A 16,644-nucleotide genomic window follows, 5' to 3' on the forward strand; every position below is an offset into this window, starting at 1 on the left:
ATTAGCGCAAATCTACATTGCCCCACGCCTTCCAAACCGAACGTTTCCCTATGTTCGTCGCGCTCCGAACGGCCTTTCGGAGGCGACCGGGGACCACGTGCCCTGCGACCCGCCCAATAAACCAAAAATTTTTCTGACGCGATATATTGGCGAATGATAGCGGATGGAAAACCTACACCAGTCAATTTAACCCCCAAAATCGCTAGTCATTCACAAACCCAAGCTAGGGGGCAATTCCGGCTCCTACGTCCGGTTAGACTAAATTTGCCGACTGGCAATACCGAAATGTTTGACATACCCAAGCCGGCCGTGTTAGATTATTTGATCGTAAATACAGTCGACTTAGCCCCGCCCCTATCCCACCTATTTAAGTACACACCGCAGAGCCGAAGCGCGTAACGCGGCAGTATCCAACCCGAATCGGTAACGCGGCGGACCCAATCCAACGTGGAAAAGGCCGGCACCCAAACGTAACCGAACAATCTGCCAGATCTCCAAAATCTGCAGATTTGCAAGTGATCGATCGTATCAATTTTGCCAGGAGTCTCTTGAGATGTTTAAGTGTCAAGGTAACGCAATCAGTCGACGTGGATTTGTCGCCGCAGGAGCCTTGGGAGGTTTGGGGCTGTCGCTGCCACAACTGCTCTCGATGCAACAAGCTCGCGCTGATCTGAAGCACTACGATTTCATCGAAGCCAAAGCGCAAAGCGTGATCCACATCTTCTTGCCTGGTGGTATCGCCCAACAAGAGTCGTTCGATCCCAAGCCATACAGCCCGATCGAATTTCGCGGTGAGATGAAGACCGTGAAGACCAACACGGGCGAAGTCTTCTCCGAATCGATGAAGGAAGTCGCTGGCATCGCGGACAAAGTCTGCGTCATCCGTTCGATGACTCACGGCGAAGCAGCTCACGAACGTGGCACGCACAACATGTTCACCGGCTACAAGCCCAGCCCGGCTTTGATCTTCCCAAGCTTTGGAAGCGTCGTCAGCCACGAATACGGTCCTCGCAACAATTTGCCACCGTACGTTTGCATCCCCAACCAGCCCAACGAATTTGCAGGTAGCGGATACCTCAGCAGCTCGTACGGCCCGTTTGCACTAGGTGCCGATCCGGCGTCGAAGAACTTCAAGGTTCGCGACCTGGACCTCTACAAGGGTGCTGATGGGGAACGCTTCGCACGTCGCCAATCGGCGCTGGAAGTTATCAACCAAAAGTTTGGCTCGTTGACCAACGCCGACAACGTCGGTGCGATGAGCACCTTCTACGACCGCGCCTACAGCCTGTTGGGCAGCGAAGAAGCCAAGACCGCGTTTGACTTGGACAAAGAAGATGCCAAGATGAAAGCGGCCTACGGCGAAAACACCGCTGGCATGCGGATGCTGATGGCTCGTCGCCTGGTCGAAGCGGGCTGTCGCTTGGTCACGCTAACCTATGGCGGTTGGGACATGCACTCCAACCTCACTGCCGGAATGAAACGCTCGACGCCGCCACTGGATCACGCGTTGACCCAATTGATCAATGACTTGGAACAGCGTGGCATGCTCGATTCGACGCTTGTCATGGTGACGACCGAATTCGGCCGCACACCTAAGATCAACAAGGATGCTGGCCGCGATCACTATCCAAAGGTCTTCAGCGTGATGTTGGCTGGTGGTGGTATCAAGGGCGGCACGGTCTACGGAGCGTCCAACGCAACCGCGTCGGAACCTGAATTCGATCCTGTGACTCCCGAAGATCTGGCGACCACAATGTATCACCAATTGGGCATCGTCGCCGACAAGGAATTGATGGCTCCCGGCGACCGTCCGATCGAGATCATCGATGGTGGCAAGGTCATCAAGGATATTTTGGCTTAGCCGATTGATCAGCAGCGATTATGATTGAGAATCGCTGCTGAAAAGAACATTCGCTCGCCCGCCGGGAAAACCTGCGGGCGAGCCCTTCCAGCTCCGCGTGTTTCCCCCTCCCACCTTCGCCCGAGCAACCGATTGCCATGCATCGCACCCGCTATCAGACCGCTGCTGAACGTCGAACAAGCTCTTCCTATCTGGTTTCGCGACAGATCGTGATGACGTCGTTGCTATTCTTCCTATTGGCTGGAGTTGCGGTTGCGGCCCAACCCCGTTTGACGGGATCGATCCCCCGCGGAATCCAACGCGGTACAACCCAGAAAGTCATCTTCACCGGTACCCGGATTAAAGATGGACGCCAGTTGTTGTTCGATATCCCGGGCATCAACGTCCTCTCGGTGACTCCCGTCGATAACAGCAAAGTCGAAGCCGAACTAGAAGTCCCCGCTGATACGCCGCCGGGCCTTTATCCCGTTCGCATGGTGACCGAAACCGATGTCAGCGACATGATCATGTTCGCCGTCGGTGCGATGCCCAACGTCGATGAAGTCGAACCCAACAGCGATATCGAAACGCCGCAGCTGATCGAAAGCAACGTCACAATCGAGGGCAAAATCGCCACCGAGGATGTCGATTACTTCGCCGTTGATTTGAAGAAAGGGGACCGTTTGACCGCCGAGGTCGAAGGAACGCGATTGCGTCGCGGCCGCGGAGATCCCTTTTTCGATCCCTACATTGCGATCTTGAACAGCGACCGATTTGAACTCGCCTTCAGCGACGACGCCCCCCTGTTGCAACAGGACAGCGTTTGCTCGATTACGGCCCCAGAAGACGGTCGTTATATCGTCATGGTCCGTGACAGTTCGTTTGGCGGTCGTAACGATGCCTACCGACTGCACATCGGTTCCTTCCCCCGCCCGGTCGCTGTCGTCCCCGCCGGTGGTGCCCCAGGTGAGGTGATCAACGCCACGTTTGTATCGATCGATGGCCAGCAGTGGACAGAATCGATTCAATTGCCAAGCGAACCGTCGGAATTATATCCCATCGTCGCTACCAATGAACACGGCAGCAGCCCATCGCCGAACTACGTTCGGGTTCAACCACAAGGCAACGTGATTGAACAAGAACCCAACAACTCTTTCAAAGAATCGACCGCCGGTACACTGCCCGCCGCATTTTGCGGAATCTTAGCCGAACCAGGCGACAACGATTATTTCAGTTTTGAAGCGAAGAAGGGGCAGACGGTCAGCATCCGATTGTTCTCACGCAAAGTCTTGCGATCCGAACTCGATGGCGTGATCAACGTCTACAACGCCAAAGGTGGCCGCGTTGGCGGCAACGATGACTCCGGCGGTCCCGACAGTTTCCTCGAGTACAAAATCCCTGCTGATGGAGCGTACCACGTTCGAATCAGCGATCACTTGGGCAGCGGTGGGCCTGGATTTGCCTATCGATTGGAAGTCGCATTGGCCGGGCCCGAACTGACACTGTCGCTCCCCGACCGCAAGCGTTATGAAGCCACGATGATTGCGGTCCCTCAAGGAAACCGAACCGCCGTGATGCTCAACGCAACTCGCAAAGGCTTTGGTGGCGCGATCGACATCGAAGCGTTGAACTTGCCTGCTGGAGTTACCGCGACCCCAATTCAAATGCCCGCCAACCGTACCACCGTCCCGTTGTTGCTGACCGCAACAGCTGACGCACCATTGGACGGTCGCTTGGTCAACTTGGTTGGCAAAGTCGATAAACGGGATGACGTTGTGTCCCGTTTCGACCAACAACACCAAATCGTTGGTGGACGTAACAACGCGGTTCCTTTCGAGTACCGTTCCAATCGCGCTGCCATTGCGGTTTCGAAAAAATCCCCATGCACAATCGCCATTGTTCAACCGCAGGTGCCCGTTGTGCGAAACGGTTCAATGGAACTGACCGTTACGATCGACCGTGCCGACTATGACGCCGACGTGGCCGTTCGCTTGCTGTACAACCCACCGGGAATCGGATCCAGCGGAAGCATCAAAATCCCCAAGGGGAGTAACGAAGCAAAAATTCCGATCACTGCCAACGCTTCGGCAGCGATTGGCGAATGGCCAGTGATCGCGTCCGCCATCATCAGCGATGGCAACGGCTCTTATGAAATCGCATCGGACCCCATCACGCTGAACATTGCGGATAAGATCTTCACGTTCGGCTTCCCAAAGACATCCAGCGAATTGGGCGCCGACGCCAACGTCGTCGTCGATGTTGAAATCGGCCGTCCTTTCGAAGGAACGTGCGAGGTTGAATTGGTCGGGATTCCTGCAGGTGTGACCTGCGGAAATTCGAAGCAGACCATCACCAACGAGACCGAGCAGGTCGTCTACGCGGTCAAGGTCGCGGACAAAGCTCGCGTTGGCCAACACAAATCGTTGGTCGCTCGTGCCAAGATCGTTAGCGACAAGGGTGTGATCACGCAGACTCAAGGAACGGGCATCCTGCAGATCGACAAGCCGCTGCCCGCACCCGTTGCCAAACCAGCACCTAAAAAGGCAGCAGCACCAGCCAAAAAACCGGCAGCACCTAAACCAGCGGTCGAAAAACCGCTGAGCCGCCTGGAGCAACTCCGTTTGATGCGTGAAGAAGCTCGCGCCGGCAACTAAGGTAACCGAATTGCCAATAGATTCGCTTCGATTGGTTTTGGCAGGTCAGGAAGATCGCCACAGGAACAACCGACGGGCTGGGATGCCCACCGAACGTTAAAAGCAACGATAACGACCCTAAGGTAATGATGATGCGTCGACTATCTCTGACACTCTCGGCAGTATTGTTGTCCAGCGCAGTTGCATGGGCCGCCGAACCGGCTGCACCTGCGGCAGCCAGTTCCGATGGCCCGGCCCCCTCGGCGACAGTTAACCTGGCTGTCTATCCAGAAGAGATTTCGCTGGATACCGCTCGCGATTACCAAAACTTTATCGCCGTCGTGAAACGCGAAGACGACGTGACGCTGGATGTCACCGAGACCGCAAAGTGGACATTGGCCAGCGACAAGGTCGCCAAACTCGAAGGCACCAAAGTCACTCCGTTGGCTGAAGGGGCGACCGAACTGGTCTGCAATTATGGATCCAGCGAGATTCGCATCCCCGTGAAGGTCACGCGGCCGAGCGAGAAGCTGCCGATCAGTTTCGAAAAAGATATCGTTCCGATCATGACTCGCAGCGGTTGCAACACCGGCAGCTGCCACGGCGCGAAGATCGGCAAAGATGGCTTCATGATCAGCCTGTTCGGGTACGATCCCGCTGGCGATTACAGCCGCATCACCCGCGAAATCGGCATGCGTCGGATCAACCTAGCCGTTCCCGCCGACAGCCTGTTCTTGACCAAAGCGACTGGCGCGGTAACGCACACCGGCGGCAAATTGTTTGACAAAGAGAGCGTCTACTACGCGACCATCCTTGAGTGGTTGGAGAACGGAGCCCCCAACGACCCGACACCGCCACCCGCGGTTTCGAAGCTGGAAATCTATCCTCCTCAAGCGGTCATCGAAGGTGCGGGCAGCAAGCAAAAGTTCATCGCGGTCGCCCATTACGACGACGGCACCACACGTGACGTGTCGAACCTCGCCGCCTTCATGACAAACAACGAAACCTCCGCTTCGATCGACAACGAAGGCAACGTCACCGCCGGTGCGCGTGGCGAAGCGTTCATCATGGCTCGCTTCGAAACGAAGACCGAAGGCCGCCAAGTGATCGTGCTTCCAGAAAACCTGAAGTACGAAGCACCGCAGATCACCGGCAACTACATCGATCAATCGGTCGGCAAGAAGCTGAACCAACTGCGGATCCTACCGAGCGGTTTGTGCAGCGACGAAGAATTCTTGCGTCGCATCACGCTGGACGTAACCGGCCAGATGCCCACCGAAGAGGAATACCATGCCTTCATGACCGATACCGCGCCGCAAAAGCGGTCCGAGTTGATCGATCGCTTGTTAGAACGCAAAGAATTCAGCGAGATCTGGGCGATGAAATTCGCTCAGCTGTTGATGATCAAAAGCTCCAACCAAGTGAGCTACAAGTCGGCGTTCCTGTACAACCAATGGTTGACCGACAAATTCGCTCGCAATGTCCCCATCGACCAAATGGTTCGCGAAATGCTGGGGGCTACCGGTGGTACGTTCAGCAGCCCAGCAACCAATTACTACCAAATCGAAACCGACACGCTCAAGCGAGCGGAAAACGTCGCCCAAGTCTTCATGGGAATCCGCACTCAGTGTGCCCAGTGTCACAACCATCCATTCGATCGTTGGACACAAAACGATTACTACAGCTTTGCCGCGTTCTTCTGCCAAGTCGGCAGCAAAGGTGCAGAGGACTATCGCGAACGAATCATCTACAACCGTGGCAGCGGCGAAGTCAAACACGTCGTCACCAACAAGGTCAGCCCACCCAAATTTCTGGGTGGTGAATTTGCCGACACCAAGGGCAAAGATCGCCGTGTTGTGCTGGCCGAATGGTTGACCAGTCCAGAGAACCCTTATTTTGCTACCAGCATCGCGAACCGCGTCTGGGCTCACTTTATGGGCGTCGGAATTGTAGAGCCCGTCGATGACGTCCGAATCAGTAATCCCGCCTCGAACCAAGAGTTGTTTGAAATGTTGGGAACCAAGCTGGGTGAATATAAATTCGACTTCCGCCAGCTCGTTCGCGACATCTGCAATAGCGAAGCGTACCAACGTAGCGCAACGGCAAACGAAAGCAACAAGACCGACACACGCAACTTCGCTTATGCGACGGTTCGCCGGATCCCTGCTGAAATGCTGCTCGATTGCATCGGTCAGGTAACCGACACCAACGAGAAGTTCCGCGGTCTTCCACTGGGAGCCCGAGCCGTTCAAATCGCCGATGGTCGCACATCGACCTACTTTTTGACGACGTTCGGCCGTGCTCCACGCGATACCGTCTGCGACTGTGAAGCGTCGACCGATCCATCGCTTTCACAAGCCTTGCACCTGCTTAACAGCAACACCACCAGTGGCAAGATCACTCAAGGCAAAGTGATCGACAAATTGCTGGAAGGCGATGCGACTCCCGAACAAGCTCTCGATCGGCTCTATATCCGTTGCTTGGCTCGCAAGCCAACCGACACGGAAAAGGCCGAACTGTTGGCGACCATTGGAAAATCGCCCTCTCCCAAGGAAGGACTCGAAGACATTTTCTGGGCTTTGCTAAACAGCCGGGAATTTGTTTTCAATCACTGATCCGCGTGTAGAATAGATCGATACTACGCCGCCCATTGCGGCGTTTGCAAACGCGTCGTGCGAATGCCCGCCATCGACAATCGCTTTGGCGGGCAGCACTCCGGTTTCGGGGTGAGCGATGCGCTGCGAAACTACATCGATATCGCCGATCCGCCCCCACTGTGCCCGCTTGTTGCGCGGTGAGGTTGGTTCGGATGATTCCCTCCCCACCTAAATGCATTCGCCGCCATGAAACGAATCTCCTTTCTCCTGTTAGTCGCCTCGTCGTTTAGCACTTTGCACGCTGCCGATGAAAAGCCGACCGACAAGCCGAAGTTGAATTACATCGATCATGTTCTACCGATCTTTCGGCAGAGCTGCTTGAAGTGCCACAACGCGAACGATGCCAAGGGTGGTCTGGCCATCGACAGCTATGCCGCGTTGATGGAAGGTGGCGGCAGCGGTGAAGTTGTATTCGACGGGGATTCGGGCAGCAGCCGGCTGTACCAGGTGATGACTCACGAAGATACGCCTGTGATGCCTCCGAATTCGGAGCCGCTGCCGAAAGAGCAATTGGACATCATCAAGAACTGGATCGATGGCGGTGTACTGGAAAACAGCGGCAGTAAGGCCAAGAAAAAGAAAGGCCCTTCGCTGACCTTCACTGCGATGGATGCGGGCGGAAAGCCCGACGTGATCACCATGCCAGAATCGGTCTGGCGGGTTCCTGTGATCACGACTCAACGCAGCGCTGCGGCGTCGGCGATCGCAACCAGTCCCTGGGCACCGTTGATTGCAGTGGGTGGCCAACGTCAAGTCTCACTTTACAACACCGACACCGCTCAGCTGGAAGGTGTGCTGCCGTTCCCCGAAGGTGTTCCGCAAACGATCCGTTTCAGCGTCGACGGCGCCTATCTGATGGTCGCTGGTGGCACGCACTCATCCTTGGGGGTTGCAGCGGTCTACGACGTGAAAACCGGCGATCGACTGTTCCGCGTCGGCGATGAATTGGACACCGCATTTGGTGCCGATATGAACGATAACATGTCGCGGATCGCGTTGGGTGGTCCGGAGAAGATGCTGCGGATCTTCGACACGTCGACCGGCGACAAGCTGTTCGATCTGAAAAAACACACCGATTGGATCTACTGTGTCGACTACAGTCCCGATGGGATCTTGGTCGCCTCGGGTGATCGTTCCGGCGGTCTACACGTCTGGGAAGCGGACACCGGGCGGCTGTACTTGGACCTGATCGGTCATACCGCGGCGGTTCGAGGCGTCTCGTGGCGAGCCGACTCCAATGTCCTGGCCAGCTGCAGCGAAGACGGAACCGTCAAGCTGTGGGAGATGACCGAAGGGAAACAGCTGAAAAGCTTCAAAGCGCACAACAGCGTGACCGGCATCATGATGGCCAAAGACGGCCGAATCGCGACCTGTGGCAAGGACCGCACGGTCAAACTGTGGGACGCCAACGGCGGTGCGATTGCTACGCTGCCCGCGTTTGGCGAACCCGCGTTGGAAGTCGCGCTGACCCACGATGGAAGCAAAATTGTCGGTGGAGATTGGTCGGGACGGACCGTCATCTGGAGTGTGGCCGATCCCAAGCAAGCACATGAGATCGCCCCCAATCCTCCCACACTGGAACAACAGCAGAGCGCTCAAGCCGCGCAGGTCGCTGAATTGCAGAAGGCTTTGACGGCATTGGAAGCGAAACAAGCGGCGGCTCAGAAATCAGCCGACGGATCCAAAGCGGCACACGACGCTGCGGTCGCCAAACTTGCACAAACCAAAGCGGCACTCGCCAAGGCGACCGCGGACAAAGCCGCTGCCGAAAAACTGTTGGCCGATCTGACAGCTCAGAAAGCTGCCGAAACCAAGCGATCGGACGACGCTAAACAGAAAGTCGCTGCGTTGACCAAACAAATGCAGGACGCCAGCGTGCAGATGCAGGCCAACAACAAAGCGATGACCGACGCCACCGCGCGACGTGATGCCGCCCGCAAAGAATTGCAAACCGTGAATACTGCGATTGCTAAACTGGCCGCTGACATGGACGCGCCGACCAAAGCCAAGGTCACCGCCGACGCAAAGCTTCAAGAGCTGACGAAGCTGCAAGCTGACGCCGCGGCTGCGGAGAAGAGCGCGGCCGATTCACAGGCCAAGACCGAAGCCGAACTCAAAGCGGCTGAAACCAAACTGGCGGCAACCAACAAACAGTTGACCGACCTCACCGCCGCAATCGGGGTTGCGACGCAACAGGTTGCCGCAGCGAAGGGCGAACAGAAAAAGGGGACCGATCAGGTCGCCGATCTCAGCCCGAAAGTTGCCGCGGCTCAGACTGCCGTCGACGCCAAAAATGCTGCCGTCGCCGCGTTGCAAAAACAAATTGCCGACACCAAGGATGAAGCTGAGAAGAAGTCGTTGAACGAACAATTGGTATCGGCGCAGGGCGAAGCCAAGGCGGCAACCGATGCAAAGGCCGCCCTCGACCAACAACTGGTTGCGGCCAATGCAACGAAGGCAGCCGCCGACAAAGCACTGTCGGAATTGAATGCCAAGATCGCTGCGATGGAGAAGCAAAAAACGGACAACACCGCTTCGCAGGCTGCCAGCCAAAAACAGATCGCCGATCTGGCGGGCACGCGTGACGCTGCCAAAGCCGAACGTGCAAAGCAAGCCGCCGTCGTGGCCAAGTATGCCGCGGACATCGGCGAGGTCTCCAAATCGCGTCAGGAAGCTGAAGCGCTGTTGGCAACGATGAACAAACAGAATGCCGACCTGACGGCAAAACAGAAGGCGCTCACCGCGACCGATAACAAGGAAGAAGCAGCTCGCGTGGCAGCCGCAGCCAAGGTCGCCGAATTTAAAAAGGCCGTCGAAGCTGTCACGCCGATGGTCGCCGCCGCGAAGGCCGAAGAAACCGCAGTCGCCGCAAAGCTGTCGGAGCTCACCAAGAAGGCAGCGGCCCAGCCAGCGGAAGTCGCGAAATTTGCGGCTGCGATCAAACAGAACACCGCCCAGGTCCCAGTTGTCGAAAAACAGATCGCTGATTCCAAGGCAGCTCTGGACGCGGCAACGGCTGGTTTGGCAAAAGCGAAAACCGAAACCGACGGAGCTCGCGCAAACGTAGCGACCGCTCAACAGCGTCTCGAAGGCTTGAATACCGAATTCGTCGCGTTCCAAAGCACGGCGGCTAAATTGGCTCAAGCCCAAGCGGCTGCGGAAGCTGCGGCCGAAGCAAAACGCAAAGCGATGGAGGCCGAAGCCGCGGCTGCGGAAAAGGTCGCTGCGTCGATCGCCGCACGCGACGCCCAGTTGAAGCAGGTCGAAGAGAACATGAAAAAGCTGGAAGCTCAACTGGCAGAGATGCAAAAGGCTCAGGCCGCGGAACAACAGAACCTCTCGGGACTGAAGACCAAGGTAAGCGAGCTGGAAGCTGCCGCCGACGAAGCCCTTTCCGAAGCGGAAACGCAAAAGGAAAAGGCAGAGTTTTTCAAGTCAGCTTACGGCAGCTAAACCCGTTGCAGGACGAGCGTCGATCGGACTTCGTGTACGATCGACACGAGATATCCCTATCTTCCAAACGGTTTGTCCCGGTTAATCGTACGAGCGATCCCGTGGGCTTACCGTTTTTTCATTGGATGTCCCCGTCGCGAATCGCTAAGGTCCAGTTCTCCAGGCAACCGGGCGCTAGCAGGTCTTCGGTTTACTTACGTTACCGAGTGCGGAAGCGAGATACTGATCCGGATCGTCCACTCACTTGTTGGGCTGAGCGTCACTCGCCAACTTCAATGGGCCAACGAAAGCGACAAACGGCAATCGCGTGACGGCTGATCAGCGCCAACACAATCCAATTTGCCCGACGATCGATCCCGGACGATCCATCTTCAAGAACGCTAGCGCACCAAAGCTTGGCGTATCCGAGCGGCGACGGCTGGATCCTGTTCGGTCGATAGCAGCGTGCGGAGTTCTTTTGCGACGTTCGGATCGTTCATCGTTCCCAACGCAGACAGCGCCCGCATCCGAACGCTCCGTTCCGCGTCCTCGGCTAACCAAAGCAACCAACGACGCGGGTCGATATCGGATCGATTCGTAATCTCATCGATCAACGTCATCCGGATCGCCGCGGTGTTCGAAGCCAAACGGATCGCCAGGCTAAGATCGGCCGGTCGAAACCCGCGGTGAATCAATTCGCTGCGAGCGGCTTGAGCCAACGGTTTGCGGATGCTCGACAAAAGATCGATCACCGCGCGAGTCGAATACGCTTCCAACGCACCGTTGGTCGAATATCCGCCTGCGGAAAGGATCGGGGCCGAGCCGCCGATCGGCAGCGTCACCACAGCGTCACTTGGGGCGGTTCTGCTAGCCAACATCTCCGGCTCCAGCGAACTGGTTTCCACCAACTCCGGCGGTGCGGCCGGACGGGGGCGACCGGTGGGATCGACCCACAGATTTTCATCGAGCCCGTTTCTTGAAACGGCGGGCGAACCGGGTGAATCCAAAGCGAGTGGTTGAACGCTAGGCAGGAACTCCGATTCCTCGGTCAGTGCCACATCCAACGCTTGCGGTGGTCCCGCGGGCATCGCTGCAGCGGGCAATGGTTGGGTCGATGCTACCAGAGTCGGCTCGTCTGCAACCGCGTCGTCGGGCAAACCGATCTGCGATAACAGCGACGTCGCCAACCGATAACTGGTCTGGGCGCGTTGCAGGTCGATATCCAACGTATCGAGCAACGTTTGGTTCAACAGATCGGTCAACCAAGGGTAGCGATCCGGCGGTATCTCGGGCAATCGGTCGGCGATTTGACGCGTCAATTCAAAATGACAAGCGGCTCCACTGACAGGCCCTTTCTGCATCGTCGCGTCTTGCATCGACTTCAGGACTTCGAACGAAGCCCGCGCCACGCCGCGGTCGCGATGCGACAGCGATTGAACCAGGACGGGAATCCCTGGGACACCCAAATGTCCGATCGATTGCAATCTTTCGGCCTGGGATCCCAATGGAAGATCGTCGATGCCTTGGGTAAGCTGGTTCAACAAAAACCAATTGCAGACGCGCGGCACGACAAAGACCGTCAAAACGGCGACCATCCCGATCGCGGCCCACCAGGGCCAACCGGAGAAACGCCGTCGACGCCGATAGGCGAACGGGTTGCTGGATTGGTGGTGGTTCATGCGGTGACGGCTCCGGTGCGGTTGACCGCTGAATTCTTCTGTGATGTGAATAATAAGACAATAGCAGTATTGGAATTGCCCGGCGGATTGCGGCCTCACCAACCTCCGTCGCCAAGCAATTTCCAAGTGAGAAAGCCAGGATCATGTTTGCGACTCAAGAAACGATCGCCGCGATAGCATCTCCGCCCGGCGGAGCGATTCGCGGAATCGTTCGCGTCAGCGGCCCCGACACAACGCGGATCTTGCACGCGTTGTGCGCGTCGGATGGTCCGTTTCCCGACCGCGCCTCGCGAATCCAGGCGCGGCTGGATCTGGGGCAGCCGCTGGGAGAGGTCGACGCTAGCATTCTGCTCTGGCCCGATGACCGCTGCTACACCGGGATGCCAAGCGCAGAGATCCACTTGCCCGGGGCTCAACCGATCTTAAACGCAGCGTTGCAGCGGTTATTGGACCATGGTGCCCGTATGGCTGAACCGGGCGAATTTACCATGCGAGCCTTCTTGGCCGGGCGCTTGGACCTGACCGAAGCCGAAGCTGTCTTGGGCGTGATCGATGCCGACGACAAGCGGACGCTCGACGCCGCGCTGCGGCAGCTGTCCGGCGGCCTCTCCGGACCGCTGAACCAGCTGAGAACCGAGCTGCTGAATTTGCTAGCTCATCTCGAAGCGGGACTCGACTTTGTCGAAGAGGATATCGAATTCATTTCGCAACACGAACTCTCGACGAACATCCAACGGATTTGCCAGCAGGTCGAAGCGATCACCGACCAGCTGACGTTCCGAAGCGGTTCGACCGGGGCGCCTCAGGTTGTGCTGCGCGGCGACCCCAATGCTGGCAAAAGCAGTCTGATCAACGCACTGGCGAGCGAAGAGATTGCAATCGTTTCGGCGACAGCCGGGACGACGCGCGACTGTGTCGAACAGACGCTCGACTGCGGTGGGCTCGCGGTCCGTTTGATCGATACCGCCGGCATCGAACAGGCCCGCGATGCGATCAATCAACAAGCTCAAGCATTGGGGGAACAAGCGCACCAAGAGGCCGACCTGTTGCTGGTCTGCATCGATCTGAATCAAGAGAGTTTGCGGCCGTGGCAACTGGCGCCGCGAGAGCCCGGAAACCATAGCAGTCAACCGATGCTGTTCGTGGGAACCAAACGCGATGCTTGCCAGCGGTTGCCCGATTGGGTTGACGACGACTGGCTGCTGACCAGCAGCCTGACCACTTTCGGCATCGACGACCTGCGTACGCAGATTGGCCAGCGGCTGCAATCGTCCGATGCTGTCGAATCGAGCACCGTTTCATCGACTGCGGTGCGCTGTCGCGAAACGCTCGTTCAAGCGAGCGATGCCCTGTCGAATGCTCAACAGGTGATCGAGCATCAATTGGGCGAAGAACTGGTCGCGGCCGAGCTTCGATTCGCGTTGGACGCCATCGGCCGGGTGACGGGCGTCGTCTACACCGATGATATTCTCGATCGCATCTTCAGCGAATTCTGCATCGGCAAATAGCGACTTGCTAGCAACATCGCCTATCCAGCTGTCAGCACTTCGATCAACCCGCGGCAGAAATCGGGCAGGTCGTCGGGGCGTCGACTGGTGACATGATTGCGGTCGATCACGACGGCGGCATCTTCCCAAATCGCACCGGCATTGATCAGATCGTCTTTAATCCCGGGCGAACCGGTGACGCGGATACCTTTGTAGACGCCGGCGGAAATCGGAATCCAACCGCCATGGCAGATCGCCCCGATCGGTTTCCCCGCTTCATGAAAATCGCGAACGATCTGCAAAACCTTCGGGTCGCGGCGCAGTTTATCGGGCATGAAGCCACCGGGAACGACCAAACCGGTGAAATCGGCTGCATCCATATCGTCGATCGCCGCGTCGGAGGTGCAGGGATAGCCGTTTTTGCCAGCATAATTCGTGTTCGCTGCGGGCCCCGCGACCACCACCCTTGCTCCCGCTTCGATCAAACGCAGCTTCGGATACCAAAGTTCAAGATCCTCGTAGATGTCCCCGACGAAGACCAAAATCTTGTGTTTAGTTAATACAGGCATGGGGTTCCTTCAGGAAAAACACGGCGGTCGGCCAATTGGCCCCGTCAAATGCAGGGTGAACATAGAAGCGTGGCATCGTACCAAGGGACCGCATGGGCCGCAAATTGCCATTCCAACAACCCTATCGATTCGACTATCGTCCCCTTAGATGGCAGCAATCGATCTTCGGAAACGTGGACCGATCTGCTAATGTTCCGCTTTGATCTCCAGAAAAGCTAAACCACCTACTACCATTCAAAGGGCGTCACGGATGATGCGTTTGATTCGATCGATCGGCCTGTTGGGCCTGCTGTCAGCGGCGACCTGCCTAGCCCAGCAAGCGACTCCGGGGCAGCCGCAACCTGCCACAACCCCCAATGCGAACGCGCAACCAACCGGCCAACCGTTTCCTGCCCTGTCGGCAGAACAACAAGCCCGGTTGGACCAACTGTTAACCGCATGGGAATCGTCCAGCAATTCGACCAAGCGGTTGTCGGCTAGTTTCAAGCGATGGCAGTTCCGCCCTTTGCAAGCACCTAAAGAAATCCACGCAACCTGGGCTCGCGGCGAAGTCAAATACCAAGCTCCCGCGCAAGGTATGTACCGCGTCGAAGAGATGTTGTTCTTCAACGGTTTCGACGACAAGAAGGCGCCGATCTACAAGAAGGAAGCAAACCAACCGGGTGATTGGTGGGTCTGTACCGGCAAGGAACTGCTGGAATTTGATCGCGCCAACAAGAAGTGCGAGATCTTAGAACTGCCCCCCGAAATGCAAGGGACTCAGATCGTTTCCAGCCCGTTGCCGTTTGTCTTCAACCTGAACGCTCAAGAGATGAAGAACCGGTATTGGCTCCAAGAACTGCCCCCAAAAGAACAAGGGGAGTATTGGTTGGAAGCGTGGCCCAAACATCAAAAGGACCGCGCTGAATTCATGAAGGTGATGATCATCATCGACGCCAAGCAATTCCTGCCCAAGGCGTTGGTCCTGTTCCCACCCAACTTTGATCAACGCAACAACCCCGAACGCGACGTCTACGAATTTGCGGACGTGCAACGCAACGGAAACTTGTTTTCCAAAGCGATGGAGGGAATCTTCGGTCAGAACTTCATCGATGTCTCGCCACCGTCGGACTGGAAGATCATTCGCAACAAGTTCAACGCGGGGGCGCCCCCCAAGATGGCTCAAGAAAACGGTAACGCTCCCCTCGGCCAAGCACCACAGAGTCGATAGCGATTGCCGCATCGAAAAAATGGAACCTGCGGTCGCCGTCGACATCTGTGTCGCTGCCCTCCGCAGGCCGAATGCGAATTGCCAGGCTTCCTTCGCTTCGCATCCCGTCCCGCCCGCTCCCCTCCTACCATCACTGCTTCGCTAAAAACAACGACGATGCATGCTCGCCTCGAATTTTCCTGTCGTGTCGCAACGCTCATTGGGGTATTGGCACTTTCGTTGGCTACGGGATGCGGAACAACAAAATCAAGAACCGCAACCGATCAACTGTTGTTGTCCGACGCCGTCGACCGCAGCATATCGGCGATCGACTTTCGTCCGCTGGCTGGGAAAAAGGTCTATCTCGATACGACGTATCTGGCGGCGGTGAAAGGAATTCTGTTCGTCAACTCCGACTACATCATCAGTTCGCTGCGACAGCAGATCATCGCCGCGGGCTGTCTGCTGGAAGAAGACCGCAAAACAGCGGAACTGATCATCGAAGCTCGGGTCGGCACGCTTGGTGCCGATGGCTACCAAGTCAGCTACGGCATCCCCGCTAGCAACGCATTGTCGACCGCTGCGTCCCTGGTCGCCGAAGCGCCACCGGTTCCCACGATTCCTGAGATCTCGTTTGCGCGCCGCGAGTCGAACGAAGCGTCTGCAAAAATCGCGGTGTTTGCATACGATCGTGAAACCCGCAAAGCGGTCTGGCAATCGGGGATCTCACGCAGCGAATCGGATTCCCGCGACACATGGGTCCTGGGCGTTGGACCGTTTGAAAGTGGCACCGTGCGAGAAAGTACGCGTTTGGCCGGACGCGATCTCCCCTCGTCCCACAAGGAAGACCACTCCCATTCCAGTGGCGCATCGCCACTGCGGCCCCCCGTCGACCTCAACGCTCAAACTCGATTCGAAGATGGGTATCCGATCGTCCCCGGTGCGCCACCGCAACCAGATCTGATGAACGAATCGAGCGAGGCGGTCGTGTTGGATGCATCCCAAGGGGGAGAACTGAAAACCGTTTCGTTTGAAGAAGCTGCCAAACACGCCGATACACCGTCGGGCGAAGCTGCCAAGAAACCGGCGGGCAAGCCCGCAGAGGCAAAAAAACCAGCAAAGAAATAGCCGACGCATCTCGCTCCACAACTCGCTTTT

The 16,644-nt window shown here is 57.0% G+C and carries 9 protein-coding genes; 7 read left to right on the forward strand and 2 right to left on the reverse strand.

What is annotated here, in order from left to right:
- The first annotated feature begins 553 nt into the window (after window positions 1-553).
- The 4 genes from EC9_RS17990 to EC9_RS18005 all read left to right on the forward strand — a co-directional run bounded on the left by EC9_RS17990 (window position 554) and on the right by EC9_RS18005 (window position 10,583).
- Complete coding sequence (locus tag EC9_RS17990; RefSeq protein ID WP_145347360.1) at window positions 554-1,861, forward strand: DUF1501 domain-containing protein; 1,308 nt, start codon at window positions 554-556, stop codon at window positions 1,859-1,861.
- A 212-nt stretch (window positions 1,862-2,073) separates the two neighbouring features.
- Window positions 2,074-4,494 carry a PPC domain-containing protein gene (locus EC9_RS17995; protein ID WP_218934241.1) on the forward strand — a complete coding sequence of 807 codons (2,421 nt, stop codon included), beginning with the start codon at window positions 2,074-2,076 and terminating at the stop codon, window positions 4,492-4,494.
- Between the two features lie 131 nt (window positions 4,495-4,625).
- On the forward strand, window positions 4,626-7,088 hold the full coding sequence (locus EC9_RS18000) for a DUF1549 domain-containing protein (RefSeq protein ID WP_391556705.1): 2,463 nt from the start codon (window positions 4,626-4,628) through the stop codon (window positions 7,086-7,088).
- A 228-nt stretch (window positions 7,089-7,316) separates the two neighbouring features.
- Window positions 7,317-10,583 (forward strand): c-type cytochrome domain-containing protein, encoded by a 3,267-nt coding sequence (locus EC9_RS18005; RefSeq protein WP_145347366.1) that lies wholly within the window; start codon window positions 7,317-7,319, stop codon window positions 10,581-10,583.
- Between the two features lie 380 nt (window positions 10,584-10,963).
- On the opposite strand, the gene EC9_RS18010 is transcribed toward EC9_RS18005, so the two are convergent.
- A complete protein-coding gene (locus EC9_RS18010) occupies window positions 10,964-12,241 on the reverse strand; it encodes a HEAT repeat domain-containing protein (RefSeq protein WP_145347368.1) in 1,278 nt (425 codons plus the stop codon).
- Window positions 12,242-12,384: 143 nt separating this feature from the next.
- Between EC9_RS18010 and mnmE the strand changes: the two genes are divergently transcribed.
- Window positions 12,385-13,749 (forward strand): tRNA uridine-5-carboxymethylaminomethyl(34) synthesis GTPase MnmE, encoded by a 1,365-nt coding sequence (gene mnmE / locus EC9_RS18015; RefSeq protein WP_145347371.1) that lies wholly within the window; start codon window positions 12,385-12,387, stop codon window positions 13,747-13,749.
- A gap of 20 nt (window positions 13,750-13,769) precedes the next feature.
- Here the strand turns inward: mnmE and EC9_RS18020 are convergent, their stop codons facing one another.
- Window positions 13,770-14,297, reverse strand: coding sequence for a type 1 glutamine amidotransferase domain-containing protein (locus tag EC9_RS18020; RefSeq protein ID WP_145347373.1), 528 nt, complete (start codon window positions 14,295-14,297; stop codon window positions 13,770-13,772).
- Window positions 14,298-14,547: 250 nt separating this feature from the next.
- Between EC9_RS18020 and EC9_RS18025 the strand changes: the two genes are divergently transcribed.
- Both EC9_RS18025 and EC9_RS18030 read left to right on the forward strand, forming a co-directional pair.
- Window positions 14,548-15,507 carry a TIGR03009 domain-containing protein gene (locus EC9_RS18025; RefSeq protein ID WP_145347375.1) on the forward strand — a complete coding sequence of 320 codons (960 nt, stop codon included), beginning with the start codon at window positions 14,548-14,550 and terminating at the stop codon, window positions 15,505-15,507.
- Between the two features lie 270 nt (window positions 15,508-15,777).
- Window positions 15,778-16,614 (forward strand): DUF6655 family protein, encoded by an 837-nt coding sequence (locus tag EC9_RS18030; protein ID WP_145347377.1) that lies wholly within the window; start codon window positions 15,778-15,780, stop codon window positions 16,612-16,614.
- Window positions 16,615-16,644: the final 30 nt, after the last annotated feature.

Origin of the sequence: Rosistilla ulvae, assembly GCF_007741475.1 — a bacterium.
In the GTDB taxonomy this organism is placed as follows: Bacteria; Planctomycetota; Planctomycetia; order Pirellulales; family Pirellulaceae; genus Rosistilla; species Rosistilla ulvae.